Here is a 15168-nt window from a genome sequence, read left to right as displayed (position 1 = left end):
CGAGAGCGAAGAGGGCCCCGGGCGCATGCCCGGGGCCCTCGACGTGCCAGCGTCCACTTGGCAGAGCTTATCTACTCGGCTCCCTCGCCGGCACCGCCTTTCCCGGCTTTGTCTTCGGCCGAATCGACGATCTCCTCGAGTGCGATGGAGTGTGAGGAGGAGGTGAGGATCGCCCGGATGTCCTCCAGGTAGGACTGGAGGGAGTTGCGCTGTTCGCGCAGGGAGGCCACGTGCTCTTCGGCGGATTTGCGCTCTCCGTCGGCGGCGCTTTGCGCGGCGGAGCGGATGCGGTCGGCCTCCTCGCGTGCGGCCTCGAGGATGGCGGCGGCCTCTTCGCGGGCCTGGGTGAGGATGGCGGCGGCCTCGGTGTTCGAGGTGGCGGTGAGCTCGTCGGCCCGCTTGGTGGCTTCGACCACCCGGGCTTCGGCGTCCTGTGCCTCGTTTTCGGCCGCGCTCACCATCTCCTCGGCGCGGGCGCGCAGTTCGGCGGCCTGCTCGGTGAGGGCGCGGGCGGATTCGGCGGCCTTCGCGGCGATCTCGTCCTCCGCCTCGGCGCGCATCTTGGCCACCTCCTGGGCCACCGTGGAGCGCAGATTGGTCATCTCCTCTTCCGTCTGGGCCCGAAGGGCCGCGGCCTCATGTTCGGCCTCGGAGCGCAGGGCGGTGGTGTCCTTGTCGGCGAGCGTGCGCAGGCGGGCGGCCTCGCGTTCGGCGGAGGAGACCATTTCGTTGGCGGTTCGACGCGTGGTTTCGGACAGGGTGGCCGCTTCGGCTTCGGCCTTGGTGCGCATAGTGGTGGCCTCCGTCTGGGCGTGCTCGAGGGTCTTTTGGCTTTCGGATTCGGCGCTGGCGCGCAGCTGGGCGGCGCGGGACTTCGCGTCGGCAACCAGCGCGGCAGCGTCCTGGCGGGCGCGCATCATGAGGTCGAGCGCCTGTTCCTCGGTGGAGCGCAGGAGGCGTTCCACGCGCGAGCCGAGCCCGGAGTAGGAGGGCCGCTCATTTTCCCGCAGCGCGTCCTGGGCCTCGGTCAGCTCGGCGGAGAGCTGGAGGATCTGCGCGTCCAGGCGGGAGACGTGATCCCGCGTCTGCTCGAGGCTGGCCTCCAGCTGGGAGATGCGCTCGTCTACCTGAGCGCGGTCGTATCCGCGCATGACGACTGGGAATTGGTCGGTCACATTGGCTCCTTGATCGGTTTTCTCTCCCTACAGCGTAGTGTCACCGCGCCGTCGAGTCACTCACACTACGATGATTTTATTACCTGTGTCAGGATAGTGTTACACAATTGTTATCAAAGACTACTGGATGCTGAGGAACTGGTATGAAACGGATCGGCGGCCTGCTTTTGGTTATCCTGGGCCTGATCGTGGCGGTTTTCGGGATTGTCCGGGCTGCCACGGCTGAGGAATCGACCGTCGTTGAGGTGACGGTGCCAGGCGGCGAGTCGCAATTCATTTTCACCGCACCCGGCGTCCTGGAGATGGTGAATGACACGGTGGCGGTGACGCTCGAGGGCGAGGGCACGGTCCAGTGGGCGTTGGCCACGACGGGCGACGTCCGGGCCTACGTGGGCGACGCCCCGGCTACCGAGGTGACGGGCCTGGAGAGCTGGGAGGCCGCGTCGTCGGACACGGTCCCGGGCACGGATGAGGCGCGTGCCGCAATTGATGAGGCGGCGGCCAGCGAGGCCGGCTTCGTCATCACGGGCTCTGACCTGTGGCTCGATTCGGGCTCGGGGGAGGGGTCCGTGGAGCTCGAGCTCACGCCCGACACCAGCTTCGAGCAGTCCCTCATCGCGACGACGTCCACCGGGCAGGCGCCCGACCTCACGCTCACGTGGAACAGGCCGCTGGCGCTGTCGAACCCGATGCCGGTGATCGCGATCGGCGTGCTCCTCCTGCTGATCGGAGCTCTCCTTCTGCTGAGCGCGCGCCAGGCGCAGCAGGACCAAGCGAGCGTGGCGAAGAGCTACCGCGAGCGCAAGGAGCGCTCCGAGGCCGAGACCAGTATCATGCCGAAGATCCGGGGCGATGAGTCGCCGGAGGAGTTGGGCGTGCGTCAGTCGGCGGCTGAGCAGACCGGAGGCGCCTTCGGCGCGGGCATCCTTCCCGCCGTCAACCAGGAGCTGCGCGAGCGCGAGCTGAGCGACGCCGACCGGGTGGTGCTTCCCGTAGCGGACGAGGATCCCGACGTCGATCCCGCGGCTGTCGATGAGGCCGTGGAGCCGGCCGTAGAGCCCGAAGGATCTGAGGCTGACGCCCCCGCGGAGGCCGAGCAGGCTGAGCCAGCGGAAGGCGAGCCGACGGAAGTGGAGAGTGGCGAGCTCGGCGCGGACGACGTCGTCGGCGAAGCGGCCGAAGAGGAAAAGGACTGGCGGGCGCTGTGGAATTTCAAGTGGGGTACTCCGTTCCAGAAGGGAGACGAGGATGCGTAAGGCGGTGGCGGCGATTGCCGTAGTGACGCTGATGGGCGGCTGCGCGAGCGAGCAGGCGGTCCCGAGCCCGGTAAGCGGGTCGAACCCGCAGGTGGTGGTGGCGGACGCGAAGTTCGCCGAGATCGCCCAGGCGGCGGCAGATGGGATTGCCGCGGCGGACACGAGCCTGAACGCGGATGACCTCGGCGTGCGCGTGGGCGGGCCGGCCAAGACTTACCGCGCGGCCCAGCTCAAGCTTGAATCCCTGCTGGGCGACTCCTATGACCTCGACCCGCTGCTGGTGGATACGGATGCGACCCCGGTGTCGTCGGGCACGGCTTTCCCGCGTTCGATGATGGCCGTGGTGCCGCCGCGCGACGGGCAGAACCTGACCTCGCTGGCGGTGTGGAGCCAGGACTCGGCGCGCGGCAACTACCACCTGTGGGCGGACGTGGCGTTGTTCCCGGGCGTGGACGCGCCCACCATCGTCTCGCAGCTGAACAACGCCGAGGGCTTCCCGAACGTCGAGCCCGCGGACTACGCGGTGGACCCGAATGAGGTGCTCGCCGCGTACGTGGCCTACAACGGCACCCGCACCCAGCAAGCGATCGCTTTCGAGGCGGAGGACCCGCTCTACCGGCAGATCGCCAACCAGCAGGATGCCTTCGTGCAGTCGTTGGGGGACCTGGGTACGGCCGCCACGGACTTTTACGTAGGCGACGCGGGCCTGCGCGGCGTGGCCACCGACAACGGCGGCCTGGTGATCGTGGGCGAGATGCGCTACGCGATCCGGATCACGAAGACCGTGGACGGGGCCAAGCTGCGCATCGGCGGGCAGATCGGCGCGCTGTACAACGGCTCGGGGGAGAACGCCACGCTGGAGATCGATCACCAGGGCGTGGCGAACTATTCGACAACAGTGGCGTTCTACGTGCCGCCGGCAGGCGCGGATGCCACGGTGCGCGTGATCGGCTCGGCGGAGCCCACGCTGATTTCCGTGGAGAACGTGGCACAGGACCAGCAGTAAAGAGGAGAGCATATGTCGATGTCTATGGGTGGCGCTGTCGACCTGTCGATGTTTAACACGCCGGAGCCGCAGGCTGCGGGCGGGGCCGTCCAGGGCCCGTGGATTTACGACCTCACGGATCAGGGCTTGCAGGGTGCGGTGACGACGTCGGCGAAGGTGCCGGTGGTGGTGGTCTTCCACTCGTCCCATTCCGAGAATTCCCAAACCCTTGTTGCGATCTTCGAGCGGCTCATCACCGCCAAGGCCGGGCGCATCCAGCTGGCCAAGCTCAGCGTGGATGAGTACGCGGAGGTGGCCCAGTCCTTCGGGGTGAGCGCGGTGCCCGCCGCGGCCGCGCTCTTGCAGGGCCAGCCGGTCCCGCTCTTCCAGGGCATGCCCGAGGAGGCCCAGCTGGCCGAGACCCTCGACAAGCTCGTGGAGACTGCCGCCCAATATGGCATTAACGGCGTGCTCGACAACTCGGCGGCCGCCCCCGAACCGGAGGTCCCGCCGCTGCACCGCGAGGGGCGCGAGGCGCTCGAGAAGGGCGACCTCGCTGCCGCCCACGCCGCCTACACCAAGGCGCTCGCGGAGAACCCCGGCGACGACGAGGCCCAGACGGCCCTCCACCAGGTCGAGCTCCTGCAGCGCATCGAGAAGCTGGATATCGCCGGCGACGTGTCGAGGGTCGAGTCCGTGCTGCGCGCCGCGGCCGAGGCGCCGGTGAGCGACGTCGAGCCGCACCTGACCGCCGCCGACGTCGAATTCTCCCTCAACCGGCCCGACGCCGCGTTCGCCCGGCTCATCGAGGTGGTGCGGGCAACCAGCGGGGAGGATCGTGACTCCGCCCGCGAGCGCCTGCTTGCCTACTTCGACATCCTCGGGCCCTCCGAGGTGGTCACGCAGGCGCGTAAGGCGTTGACGAACGCGCTGTTCTAACGGGCGGCCAGCCTGACAATGTGGAGATAGACAATGGTTTCGAACCGTGGAAGGACTCGGCGTGAAACTCTCGCTCTTTAATCGACTTGCTAACGTCGAAACTCCGACGGCCACGGAATCTCTGCTCCAGGAATACTTCCAGGATCATTTCCCCAACATCGCGTTTGAGAACATTGAGGACATCGCGGCGGGAGCAGGAGTGAGTCCCGCGTCCGTCACCCGCTTCGTGAGGAGCCTCGGATACGCGGGTTTCCGAGACTTCAGCGGTGCGGTGCGGGAGGAGGTGCGGGAGAACTTTGATTCCCCCGCCGAACGCAACGTCGCGCAGATTGAACCGTCGCGGCCGGCGGCGATGTGGTCGGCACAGGTGCAGACGGCAGAGGCGAGCATTGGCTCCTCTATCACGGAGGAGAGCGCGCTGGTCTTCGATGAGATCGTTGAGTTGGTGCGGGATCAGTCCCGGCCGCTCTATCTCTTCTCTCACGCCTCGGGGCGCTACCTGTTGCGCTATTTTTACCTGCTCGCGCGCTACCATCGGGGCAACATGAGGTCGCCGGAAGACATCGACGTCTTACCCCATGAGCTTGCGGGAATCGAGCCGAATGCTATTGCCTTGATTTCGATCTTTGACCGGCACCCGGCACCCATTAAAGGCCTGATCGAGTTTCTACACCAGAAAAAGGTTACGACCATCCTGGTGACGAACCGGCCAGCCTCGCCGCTACGCCAGCACGCGGATATCATCATGACGTTGCAGGCCCCGCCGCCGGTCGGCCGGTTCCGTAGCCGAAGCACCCTGCTCGTTTTCTTGGAGGCGCTCGTTGGAGCCCTCGAGAACGAGGGCTCCAACGAGCGCATTGAGCAGATCGAGGAACTGTTTACGAGCCAGGGTCTGATCATCAAACCCGGCCAATCCTCCTAGTCCTGTTCGCCCTGCCTGGCAAGGTGGGCGGACAGGCCCGTGTAGCTGTCGGGCTGCGAGAGTCGATCGAGGTCCACCGAGGCCAGTGCATCAGACAGCTCCGGTGACCGGGACACGAATGCGGCGAGGGTGGTGCCCTTTTCGCGGTACTCGGCCGCGAAATCCTGCAGTACGTGATGGGCGCGGTCGTGCCCGATATGGGGAGCCATCTGCATAAGGATGTTCTCCGTGAGGATGAGTGGACCGTCCAGCTCAGCATTGCGGCGCAGGTGGGCGGCGTTGAACGTGAGTCGGGTGAAGAGGCCGTTGAGCTTCTCCAGCGCGCCCCCGACCAGCACGAGCGTACGGGGCAGGACGTCGCGCTCAACCTCGAGCTGGCGGTGGTCGCGTTCGTGGGCACCTGGCGGTTGGGTGAGCAGGGTGGCTGTAGCTCCGGCGGCAAGCCGCGCGGCCACGGATGTCTTCATCATGGCGAAGGGGTTGCGCTTCTGCGGCATGGCGGATGAGCCGGAGAGGTGGGCATCCATGGCTTCGAATGCCTCGCCGATCTCGTTGCGCTGCATGTCGAAGAGGTCTTCGGCGATCTTGGCGAGGTTCTGGCCGAGGATGGCCACCACGCAGCACAGCATCGTGATCGAATCGCGGTCAGCGTGCCAGGGCAGCAGACGGAAGGTCAGGTCAAGCTGATCAGCTAGGCCCTCGGCGATTCTCGGCCCATCCTCGCCATTGGAGGCGTAGGTGCCGGCCGCCCCGGAGAACTGGACGCTGAGCGCCTCGTCTCTGCACAGCTGAAGTCGGCGCAGATCACGGTCGAGGCTGGCCTTCCAGCGGCTGATCCGTAGACCGAGCGTGGTGGGCAGGGCCTGCTGGCCGTTGGTGCGCGCCACCATGACAGTCTCTGCGTGCTCGTGAGCCAGACGCTCGCACGTGTCGCGCAAGGCGATGAGGTGACTTTCCATTAGATCGAGTGATTCGCGGATTTGCAGGGCGCGCGCGGTGTCAAGGATGTCCTGGCTGGTTGCGCCATAGTGGACCCAGCCGCGATGCTCCGGGGGAATCGTCTTGCGGATGTTGTCGAGCCCGACGATCAGGGGGTTGCCGACGCCACCCTGGCTGACGGCGTCGACGAATTGGTCGGAGACGCGGGCATTGGCGCGAATGGCCCGGGCGGCCTCCTTCGGAATGATGCCAAGCGTCGCCTGGACTTCGGCGAGCGTGGCCTCGACCTCGAACCACGCCTCGAGGGTGCGCCGTTCGCCCCAGATCTCATCGAAGTCGGTGTAGACGTACCCCCTGCGGGTCAGTGCGCTATCAAGCAAACCAAAAGACACGGTGATTTCCTTTCTATTAGCCAACGATCAGGCTGAGGGTAGTCATGACGACGATGCCGACAGCCATCGGGAGCGCCGTGCGCTTGACGATCGCGGCGGGGCTGACGCCGACTGTTCCAGCGACAGAGATAACGACGCCGGAGATAGGAGACATTGAGCGGAACAGGCCACCCGCGAACTGCATTGGGGTGACGAGGGTGGCAACCGAGCCGCCCATGTCGCTCGCAACCTTAGGAGCGAGCGAGGCGAAGGCAGAGAAGGCGCCGACACCGGAGCCGGTGAGGAAGGTGACGAGGCCGACGATAAGGGGGAGGATGATGGCCATCACACCGATCCCGATTTCGCCGCGCTGGGCGAGACCGATGAGACCGTCGATGAGGCCCGTGATTTTGAGGCCTTCGGCGAAGACCTGTGCAGCGATAATGAGCGCGACCACGGAAGTAAAGATGTTACCCATGCCTGCAAAGAACTGACATGCGTCAAGGAAGACGCCGTTGATCTCCCGCCTGCGGATCAGCTCGATCACCATGGCGGCGAGCCAGACGACGAAGAAAGCAGAAACGGTCGACAACTCAATGGCGTCGTTCGTGAGCGGGCTGAAGACAATGAGGAGGATGATGGGGCAAATCACCAAAAGGGCGTACCACTTGGGTGCTGACGCTCCCGCGGCCTGTTCCTGCTCGACCTGGATTGCCGAGGCGGCCTCGCGTCGATCGACGTACTTCTGGGTGAAGTAAATGGTGACGGCGATGGCGATCATCGTGGGGATCGCCACGGGTAGCTGATTCTTGACGAAGTAGACGGCGGGGGAGACCCCCACAGTCTCAGCGGCGAGGATGGCCGTTCCTGTACCAGGGCCCATGGGCAGTGCCGAGACCGACGCGATGACGGCACCCGCCGCGGCCGGGCGAACCCCCGCCGATTTGAGGATCGGCAAGAGGGTGACCAGCAAAAGGAGGGCGAGACCCGCGGCGCTTGGGATCACCATGAAGAGCGATTGACCCAGGAAATAGGCAATGACCAGGAGGACGTAGGGCCGGTGGAACCTCTCCATCGGGCTGGCGGCTACCTCGACGAGTGCTCGGGTCGCGCCGATCTTCTTCATGTAGGCTGAGAAACCACCAGCGGCCATGATGATTAGCCCAACCCCTGCGAGCTGGCTCTTGGCAACGGACTCGATGACTCCGAAGATGTCAACCCATCGCGAACCCGAGGTCGCGTCCTCTGACAGCGGCATCGCGCTGGAATCCAGAATGACTGCGGCCCCAATCAGTAACAGACCTGCGAGGAGGAGCACCATGATCGGCTGCTTCCCCTTGACGAGCATGTATCCTGCGCCAATGGTGACCAGGATAGCGAGAATGATGAGAAACATCGCCCACCCCTTCTTAGTGTTGGCGCCATCGCCAACGGCTGAGAATTAGCTTTCATGTCTTCGTTGGTTGAAAACTAATATTCAGAGTACGCCTACGAAAAGAGGTTTTCATCAAAATAGTGGTGTGAATTGATTGTTTTCGCGCCCGCACGGTCAGTTCTTTACGGAGACTCGGCCCGGAATAGGACGTTGGGCCCGGGAGTTTCCTCCCGGGCCCAACCGTGTCCGTGGCGTTCTACAAGGTGTACCACACCGCGGCGTTCGGCGGTATGACCCCGGCGAAGGGCCGGGACTGGACGAGGATCTTCGCGCCGGCAGGGAGCTCGGCGGGCTCGTCGAAGGTGCAGATGACGTGGACGTCATCGCGGCCTGCCAGCCGGGAGACGTAGTGCAGGTGGTGGCCCTCCTCGGGCTCGTTCAGCTCAGCACGGGCCATCCCCAGTCGCTTACGCTCGGCCAGCAGCGTGTGGAAGAGCGTGAGGGGCGATGCCGGGTCGGCGGCCTGCGCGTCGGCGGCCAGCTTGCCATACTCCTTGGGCTGGGGCAGCCAGGTCGCCCCGCTGGGGGAGAAGCCGTAGCCGGGCGCGTCCGCCTGCCACGGCATGGGGATGCGGCAGCCATCGCGGCCGGCCTCGGCGCCTTCGGTGCGGAAGAAGGCGGGGTCCTCGCGCACCGAGTCGTCGAGCGCCATGTGCTCAGGAAGCCCTAGCTCCTCGCCTTGGTAGATGTAGCACGAGCCGGGAAGCGCGGCCTGGAGCACGTGCGCCGCGAGCGCCCGGTCAAAGCCGAGCTCCACGTCCGGCTGCGTGTCGGTGGAGCGAATCCCGTTCGGGCCCTTGCCCGTGACCGGCAGGCCCATGCGGGAAGCCGCGCGGACGACGTCGTGATTGGACAGCACCCAGGTGGTGGGCGCGCCCACGGTGTCCATGGCGGCAAGCGAATCGGCGATGACGGCCCGGTAGGAGTCGACGTCGAACGGCGTGCACAGGAAGTCGAAGTTGAAGGCCTGGCTCATCTCGTCCGGGCGCACGTAGTTGGCCAGGTCCGTCAGCTCGTCCACCCAGGCCTCGGCGACGAGCGCCCGGTCCGGCCCGTACTCGTCGAGCACGGCGCGCCAATCGCGGTAGATCTCGTGCACGCCGGGCTGGTTCCAGTGCGGCGGGCGCGGGGCGTCCCCGATGCCGGAAACCATCGCCACCTCGTAGTTCCAGTTGGGTAGCGCTTTGTCTTTGACCAGCCCGTGGGCCACGTCGATGCGGAAGCCGTCCACGCCCCGATCCAGCCAGAAGCGCAGGATGTCGCGGAACTCGGCCCGCACTGCGGGGTTGTCCCAGTTGAGGTCCGGCTGGCTGGAATCGAACAGGTGCAGATACCACTGCTTGTCGTGCTCCCAGGGCGAGCCGGGCGCGTCGGACCGGTCGCACACGCGCGTCCATGCGGCCTTGCCGAAGATCGAGCCCCAGTCGTTGGGGATCTCCTCCCCTTCGCGGAACCAGTACAGCTCCCGCTCTGGCCCGCCTGGGTTGCGCAGGGCCGCCTGGAACCAGGCGTGCTGGTCCGAGGTGTGATTGGGTACCATGTCCACGATCACCTTCAACCCGCGCTCGTGGGCGGCGCGGACCAGCGCCACGGCGTCGTCATTCGTGCCGAACATCGGGTCCACGCGCCGGTAGTCCGCCACGTCGTAGCCCGCGTCCTTTTGGGGGGAGACGTAGAAGGGGCTGATCCACACCGCGTCGACCCCGAGGTCTTTCAGGTAGTCGAGCTTGCCAATGATGCCGCGCAGGTCGCCGATCGGGCCGGCGGAGGAGGCGAAGGAGCGGGGGTAGATCTGGTAGATAACGGCCTCGCGCCACCACTGGCCGGGGGCGCTTTGGGCATGAAGCAGCATGGGTATCCTTTGAATTGGGTAGGTGAACTTAGTGGCGGGCGGAATCGTGGTGGCGGCTGGTCGATTCGCGCACGATGAGCTCCGGTTCGAACTTCATCTTCCCGACGTCGGCCGGCGCGCCCCCGATCATCGCGAGCAGCGTGGACACCGCGGCCTCGGTCATGGTCTTGACCGGCTGGCGCAGGGTGGTCAGCGGCGGGTCGGGGAAACTGGTGAACGGCGTGTCGTCATAGCCGATCACCGACATGTCCTGCGGGACCTGCAGGCCCATCGAGCGGCAGCGCCGCACGACCCCGAGCGCCATGAGGTCCGAGCCGCAGATGATCGCGGTGCACCCCGCGCCGATCAGCTGGGAGGCCGCGAACTGGCCGCCCGACACGGTGTAGAGAGTGTGGATGACGCGCGGCTTTTCGTACGGCAGCAGCTCGCGCATCGTATCAAGGTAGGCCTCGGTCTTGTCCCGGGAGGGAAAGAAGCGGATCGGACCGGAGGCCAGGCCGATCTTCGTGTGCCCGAGCGTGACAAGGTGGCGGATCGACTGGCGGACGGCCGAGGCGTCGTCGGCAGAAAAATCCGGGTTGGCGAGGGCCGGGTTGGCGCCGTTGATCGTGATGAACGGGATTCCCAGCTCCGAGATGCGCTCGTAGCGGGCTGTGTTCGCGGTAGAGTCCGCGTGCAGGCCCGAGATGAAGGCGAAGCCCGCCACCCGCTGGCTGATCATAGCCTCCACGTACGCGTCCTCAGTGGCGCCGCCGGCCATCTGCGTGCCAAGCAGGGGAGTGAAACCCTGCACTGTCATAGCGTTGGCGATCTGCTGGGTGAACAGCGGGAAGACGGGGTTGGTGAGCTCGGGAACGATGATGCCGATCTGGCCGCCGCTACGTTCGCGCAGCACCTCGGGGCGCTCGTAGCCGAGCAGGTCAAGTGCGGCGATCACTGCCTGGCGCGTTTCAGGGGCTACGGAATCCTTGCCGTTGAGGACCCGTGAGACGGTGGCGGTTGATACCCCTGCCTGTGCAGCAATATCAGATAGGCGGATCTTTCGGGCCACGGTTTCTCCAAGTCGTCGTTGAACTCACCGACACCTTAGCTTATTTGCAGAGATCTTGCGTGATATTTGCATAACACACTCTCCGTTGAGGTGGGTAAAGCGCGGAAACGCGCGGTTTTCGGGCGTTGTCGCTTGCGTGAATCTTGCACAATCCTTGTATAGCCTTGCAAAGCGCTTTCGGGAACGTATGATCAAAGACACGCGGAAGGAAGCGAGCAATGAGGCTCCGTAACCTCGTTCGCTCCACCGCATCACACCACATAAAGAGGAGAGAAAATGCGAAGGAGCATTGCGCTTATTGCGAGCACCGGCCTGGCACTGACGCTGGCGGCCTGTTCAGACAACAACTCGTCCGGCAAGGAGACGACCTCTGCCCCGGCAACCGAAACCTCCACCGAGGCCCCCGCTGGCGGCGGCAAGCTCGTCATCTGGACCGACGCGAACCGCGAGCCGGCCTTCAAGATCGCGGCTGACAACTACAAGGCAGACACCGGCAACGAGGTCGAGCTCGTCGTCAAGGAAAATGACCAAATGCGCTCGGAGTTCTCCTCGCAGGCCGCCGCTGGCGAGGGCCCGGACGTCGTCTTCGGCGCCCACGACTGGCTCGGTGAGTTCGTCACCAACGGCCTGGTGGCCCCGGTCGAGCTCGGCGACAAGGCTGGCGACTTCAACGAGCTCGCCGTCAACGCCTTCACCTACGAGGGCACCACCTACGGCGTGCCCTACGCCGTGGAGAACCTCGCCATCTTCCGTAACGCCGACCTGGTGGACTCCACCCCGGCTACCTTCGACGAGATGATCGCCAAGGGCAAGGAAGCCGGCGTCGAGTACCCGTTCATCATGCAGGTGGGCGCCGACGGCGACCCGTACACCATGTACCCCTTCGAGGCCTCCTTCTCCGGCCCGGTCTTCACCCTTGATGGCGACAAGAACTACACCGCCGATCTCAACCTCGGTGGCGACAAGGGCAAGGCCTTCGCCAAGTGGCTCTCCGACAACGGCGAGAAGGGCACCGGCGTGCTCGACACCAACATCAGCTACGACATCGCTGTTGATGCCTTCAAGTCCGGCAAGTCCCCCTACATCCTCGGTGGCCCGTGGATGATCGCGGACTTTGCCGGCATGAACATCGCGGTTGACCCGATCCCGGCCGCTGGCGACATGCCGGCCTCCCCGTTCCTGGGCGTCCAGGGCGGCTTCATCAACGCCGGCTCGGCTAACCAGCTGCTCGCCACCGACTTCCTCGTCAACTACGTCGGCTCCAAGGAAGTCCAGGACAAGCTCTTCGAGATCGGCCAGCGCCTGCCCGCTCTGACCGCCTCCGCTAATGACGCGACCTCCGATCCGCTCATGGCCGGCTTCGCCGCCGCGGGCAAGGAGGCCCTCCCGATGCCGTCGCTGCCCGAGATGGGTGCCGTGTGGGGCTTCTGGGGCAAGACTGAGTCGCAGATCATCGCCGGCGACGCCGATCCCGCAGGCGTGTGGGACAAGATGATTACTGACATCGAAACAGAGATGAACAAGTAGTGATCCATGGAAAGTGCCGGCCGGTCTCGCTGACAGGCCGGCACTTGTCCTAAGAACCGAAGGGGAAACGTTGTCTTCGATGACAGTTCAGTCCGAGGCGACCAAGGGCAGGAAGCAGCGCCGCGAAGAGCTCCGCAAGAAGGACTCGCACGCCACCAACTGGTCCGTTGGTTTCATCACCAAGCTCATCCTCATGGCTTTGGTCAACGCCCTCGGCATCTACATTATCTTCACCGCATACACGATGGGCTCGTGGGTGGTCGGCACCCTCATGCTCCTCCTGCTGCTCGGCGTCGACTGGGTCTACTTCTCCAAGCGCACACTTGCCCTGAAGTACCTCGCGCCCGGCCTCGTGTTCCTGCTGATCTTCCAGGCGTTCACGATCGTCTACACCGGCTACATCGCGTTCACCAACTACGGCCACCAGCACACCCTGTCCAAGTCCCAGGCCATCGACGCTCTGGTCCTGCAAAACGCGTTTAAGCGCGTGGAAGGTTCGCCTCAGTACCCGCTCGCGATCGTGGAGAAGGACGGCGATCTTGGCTTTGCCGTCATCGACGACGGCGATCTCAAAGTTGGCACCGCCGAGATGCCGCTTGAAAAGGTCAAGGGCGAGACGGACGGGACGAAGATCACCGCCGTCGACGGCTGGGACATCATCCCGGTCTCCGGCCTGGCCGAGCGCCAGCAGGAGGTCATCAACCTGCGCGTGCCGCTGACCGACAACCCGGAGGACGGCACACTCGGCACCCAGACTGGCTCCACCGCCTTCCAGTTCACCTCGACCTTGCACTACGACGAGGCAAGCGACACGATGACGAACACCGAGACGGGCCTGACCTACAAGGCCAACGGGGAGACGGGCTTCTTCCAGGCCGACGACGGCTCCACGCTGTCCGTGGGCTGGCGAGTCGGGGTTGGGTTCGACAACTTCGTCAAGGGCTTCTCCGATGGCCGCTACGCCCAGCCGTTCGTCAAGGTCCTCATCTGGAACGTCCTGTTCGCCTTCTTCTCCGTGCTCACCACCTTTGTGCTGGGCATGATCCTGGCGATCGTGATGAACGACGAGCGGATGAAGGGCCGCAAGATTTACCGCACGATCATGCTGTTGCCCTACGCCTTCCCGTCCTTCATGACCGCGTTCCTGTTCGCGGGCCTCATGAACGCCAAGTACGGCTTCTTCAACGAGATGCTCGGCACGGCGATCCCGTGGCTGACCGACCCGACCATGGCGAAGGTCTCCGTGATCCTCGTGAACCTGTGGATGGGCTTCCCCTACATGTTCCTCATCGTCACGGGCGCACTCCAGTCCATCCCGGGCGACCTGGTGGAGGCGGCGAAGATCGACGGGGCGAACACCTACCAGGTGTGGCGCAACGTCACCTTCCCCCAGCTCATGATCGCGCTGACCCCGCTGCTCATCTCGTCCTTCGCCTTCAACTTCAACAACTTCAACCTGATCTACATGTTGAACGGGGGCGGCCCGTCGATGGCGGACGCCTCGGTGCCGGTGGGACACACCGACATCCTCATCTCCATGGTCTACAAGATCGCGGGCCTAACAGGCGAGGCGCTGCCGAACTACGGCCTGGCCGCCGCCATGTCGCTGGTGATTTTCCTGATCGTGGGAAGCGTGTCGCTGTACTCGTTTAAGAAGTCGAACTCGCTGGAAGGACTGAAGTAGATGACTGATCTGGCACAGCCTCAGGCGGGTCAGCTTGAGGTGGCACAAAACAAGATGAGTTTCGGGCGCTGGTTCCGCGAGCTCGGATTTAGGCACGTGGTGGGCATGCTCGCGGTGATTTACGCGGCGTTCCCGATCGTCTACATCGTCTCTGCGGCACTCAACCCGAACATCTCCACCACGCTCACGGGCGCAAACGCGCTCTTCTCGGACGTCTCCGTTGAAAACTTCACCGAGCTGTCCGACACCATGTTCTGGACCTGGCTGAAGAACACGCTCATCATCGGCGTGGCCACCTCGGTGGGCACGGTGCTCATGGGCGCGGCGGCGGCCTACGCGTTCTCGCGTTACCGCTTCCAGGGCCGCAAAGTCACGCTCATGTCGCTCATGATCATCCAGATGTTCCCGCAGCTACTGACCTTCGTAGCTATCTTCCTGCTGCTGACAACCCTGGGTGACATCATCCCGTGGCTGGGCATCGACTCGAAGATCGCCCTCATCGCCGTGTACTGGGGTGGCGCGCTCGGTGCGAACACCTTCCTCATGTACGGCTTCTTCAACTCCATCCCGATGGAACTGGACGAGGCGGCGAAGATCGACGGCGCCTCGCACGCCCAGGTTTACTGGACGATCATCATGCCGCTGGTCATCCCGATCCTCGCGGTGGTCGGCCTGCTGTCCTTCATCTCCGCGTTCAACGACTTCATCCTGTCGAGGACTATCCTCACCAGCCAGGAGAACTGGACGCTGGCCGTGGGAATGAACCTGTGGGTGGGCGGTAATGAAAAACACTGGGAGTGGTTCACTGCCGGCTCGATCATCTCGGCACTGCCGATCTTGCTGCTGTTCCTCTTCCTGCAAAAGTACATCGTTTCCGGCCTGACCGGAGGCGCTGTCAAGGGTTAAGGCTCCTTTCCTCGCCTTACCCGGTTCGGCCCCGCGCTCTCGTGCGGGGCCGAACTCGTCTGGGCCACGTGTGGGCCGGCAGACCGCGTTCGCTTAAAAACTCTTGGACGGTTTTGGGGCGATCTC

General features: G+C 64.6%; 12 protein-coding genes. 7 read left to right on the top strand and 5 right to left on the bottom strand.

Annotated elements, in window-relative coordinates:
* Positions 1–71: 71 nt before the first annotated feature.
* Positions 72–1175 (bottom strand): coiled-coil domain-containing protein, encoded by a 1104-nt coding sequence (locus tag HMPREF3167_RS08310; protein WP_062613459.1) that lies wholly within the window; start codon positions 1173–1175, stop codon positions 72–74.
* A gap of 143 nt (positions 1176–1318) precedes the next feature.
* Here HMPREF3167_RS08310 and HMPREF3167_RS08305 point away from each other — a divergent pair, with 143 nt between their 5' ends.
* The 4 genes from HMPREF3167_RS08305 (at position 1319) to HMPREF3167_RS08290 (ending at position 5277) form a co-directional block, all read left to right on the top strand.
* Positions 1319–2431, top strand: coding sequence for a hypothetical protein (locus tag HMPREF3167_RS08305; RefSeq protein WP_068538692.1), 1113 nt, complete (start codon positions 1319–1321; stop codon positions 2429–2431).
* Complete coding sequence (locus HMPREF3167_RS08300) at positions 2424–3437, top strand: hypothetical protein (RefSeq protein ID WP_062613461.1); 1014 nt, start codon at positions 2424–2426, stop codon at positions 3435–3437. Before HMPREF3167_RS08305 ends, HMPREF3167_RS08300 begins: the two co-directional genes overlap by 8 nt.
* Before the next feature lie 12 nt (positions 3438–3449).
* Positions 3450–4355, top strand: coding sequence for a tetratricopeptide repeat protein (locus tag HMPREF3167_RS08295; RefSeq protein WP_062613462.1), 906 nt, complete (start codon positions 3450–3452; stop codon positions 4353–4355).
* A gap of 61 nt (positions 4356–4416) precedes the next feature.
* On the top strand, positions 4417–5277 hold the full coding sequence (locus tag HMPREF3167_RS08290) for a MurR/RpiR family transcriptional regulator (RefSeq protein WP_062613463.1): 861 nt from the start codon (positions 4417–4419) through the stop codon (positions 5275–5277).
* On the opposite strand, the gene HMPREF3167_RS08285 is transcribed toward HMPREF3167_RS08290, so the two are convergent.
* The 4 genes from HMPREF3167_RS08285 to HMPREF3167_RS08270 all read right to left on the bottom strand — a co-directional run bounded on the left by HMPREF3167_RS08285 (position 5274) and on the right by HMPREF3167_RS08270 (position 10925).
* The gene (locus tag HMPREF3167_RS08285; protein WP_070446425.1) at positions 5274–6608 is read right to left on the bottom strand and encodes a lyase family protein; all 1335 of its coding nucleotides are present in this window, start codon (positions 6606–6608) and stop codon (positions 5274–5276) included. The genes HMPREF3167_RS08290 and HMPREF3167_RS08285 overlap by 4 nt on opposite strands.
* A gap of 16 nt (positions 6609–6624) precedes the next feature.
* Positions 6625–7983 carry a C4-dicarboxylate transporter DcuC gene (gene dcuC, locus HMPREF3167_RS08280; protein WP_070446423.1) on the bottom strand — a complete coding sequence of 453 codons (1359 nt, stop codon included), beginning with the start codon at positions 7981–7983 and terminating at the stop codon, positions 6625–6627.
* A gap of 235 nt (positions 7984–8218) precedes the next feature.
* Positions 8219–9874, bottom strand: a complete 1656-nt coding sequence (locus HMPREF3167_RS08275; protein WP_068538695.1) for a glycoside hydrolase family 13 protein — start codon at positions 9872–9874, stop codon at positions 8219–8221.
* A gap of 28 nt (positions 9875–9902) precedes the next feature.
* The gene (locus HMPREF3167_RS08270) at positions 9903–10925 is read right to left on the bottom strand and encodes a LacI family DNA-binding transcriptional regulator (RefSeq protein WP_070446422.1); all 1023 of its coding nucleotides are present in this window, start codon (positions 10923–10925) and stop codon (positions 9903–9905) included.
* A gap of 276 nt (positions 10926–11201) precedes the next feature.
* Here HMPREF3167_RS08270 and HMPREF3167_RS08265 point away from each other — a divergent pair, with 276 nt between their 5' ends.
* From HMPREF3167_RS08265 to HMPREF3167_RS08255, 3 genes are all read left to right on the top strand, one after another.
* The gene (locus HMPREF3167_RS08265; protein WP_062613468.1) at positions 11202–12452 is read left to right on the top strand and encodes a sugar ABC transporter substrate-binding protein; all 1251 of its coding nucleotides are present in this window, start codon (positions 11202–11204) and stop codon (positions 12450–12452) included.
* A 79-nt stretch (positions 12453–12531) separates the two neighbouring features.
* On the top strand, positions 12532–14136 hold the full coding sequence (locus tag HMPREF3167_RS08260; RefSeq protein ID WP_062613469.1) for an ABC transporter permease subunit: 1605 nt from the start codon (positions 12532–12534) through the stop codon (positions 14134–14136).
* Positions 14137–15042 (top strand): sugar ABC transporter permease, encoded by a 906-nt coding sequence (locus HMPREF3167_RS08255; protein ID WP_062613470.1) that lies wholly within the window; start codon positions 14137–14139, stop codon positions 15040–15042.
* The last annotated feature ends 126 nt before the right edge of the window (positions 15043–15168 follow it).

Source organism: Trueperella sp. HMSC08B05 (assembly GCF_001808405.1).
Lineage (GTDB): Bacteria > Actinomycetota > Actinomycetes > Actinomycetales > Actinomycetaceae > Trueperella > Trueperella bernardiae.
Note: the sequence above shows the minus strand (reverse complement) of the source record. Positions and strands in the feature narration are given on the sequence as shown.

Excerpts from the sequence above, each read along its gene's own strand:
- HMPREF3167_RS08255 (WP_062613470.1), top strand. The coding sequence starts at position 14,137 with ATGACTGATCTGGCACAGCCTCAGGCGGGTCAGCTTGAGGTGGCACAA.
- dcuC (WP_070446423.1), bottom strand. The coding sequence starts at position 7,983 with ATGTTTCTCATCATTCTCGCTATCCTGGTCACCATTGGCGCAGGATAC.
- HMPREF3167_RS08265 (WP_062613468.1), top strand. The coding sequence starts at position 11,202 with ATGCGAAGGAGCATTGCGCTTATTGCGAGCACCGGCCTGGCACTGACG.
- HMPREF3167_RS08260 (WP_062613469.1), top strand. The coding sequence starts at position 12,532 with ATGACAGTTCAGTCCGAGGCGACCAAGGGCAGGAAGCAGCGCCGCGAA.
- HMPREF3167_RS08300 (WP_062613461.1), top strand. The coding sequence starts at position 2,424 with ATGCGTAAGGCGGTGGCGGCGATTGCCGTAGTGACGCTGATGGGCGGC.
- HMPREF3167_RS08295 (WP_062613462.1), top strand. The coding sequence starts at position 3,450 with ATGTCGATGTCTATGGGTGGCGCTGTCGACCTGTCGATGTTTAACACG.
- HMPREF3167_RS08305 (WP_068538692.1), top strand. The coding sequence starts at position 1,319 with ATGAAACGGATCGGCGGCCTGCTTTTGGTTATCCTGGGCCTGATCGTG.
- HMPREF3167_RS08275 (WP_068538695.1), bottom strand. The coding sequence starts at position 9,874 with ATGCTGCTTCATGCCCAAAGCGCCCCCGGCCAGTGGTGGCGCGAGGCC.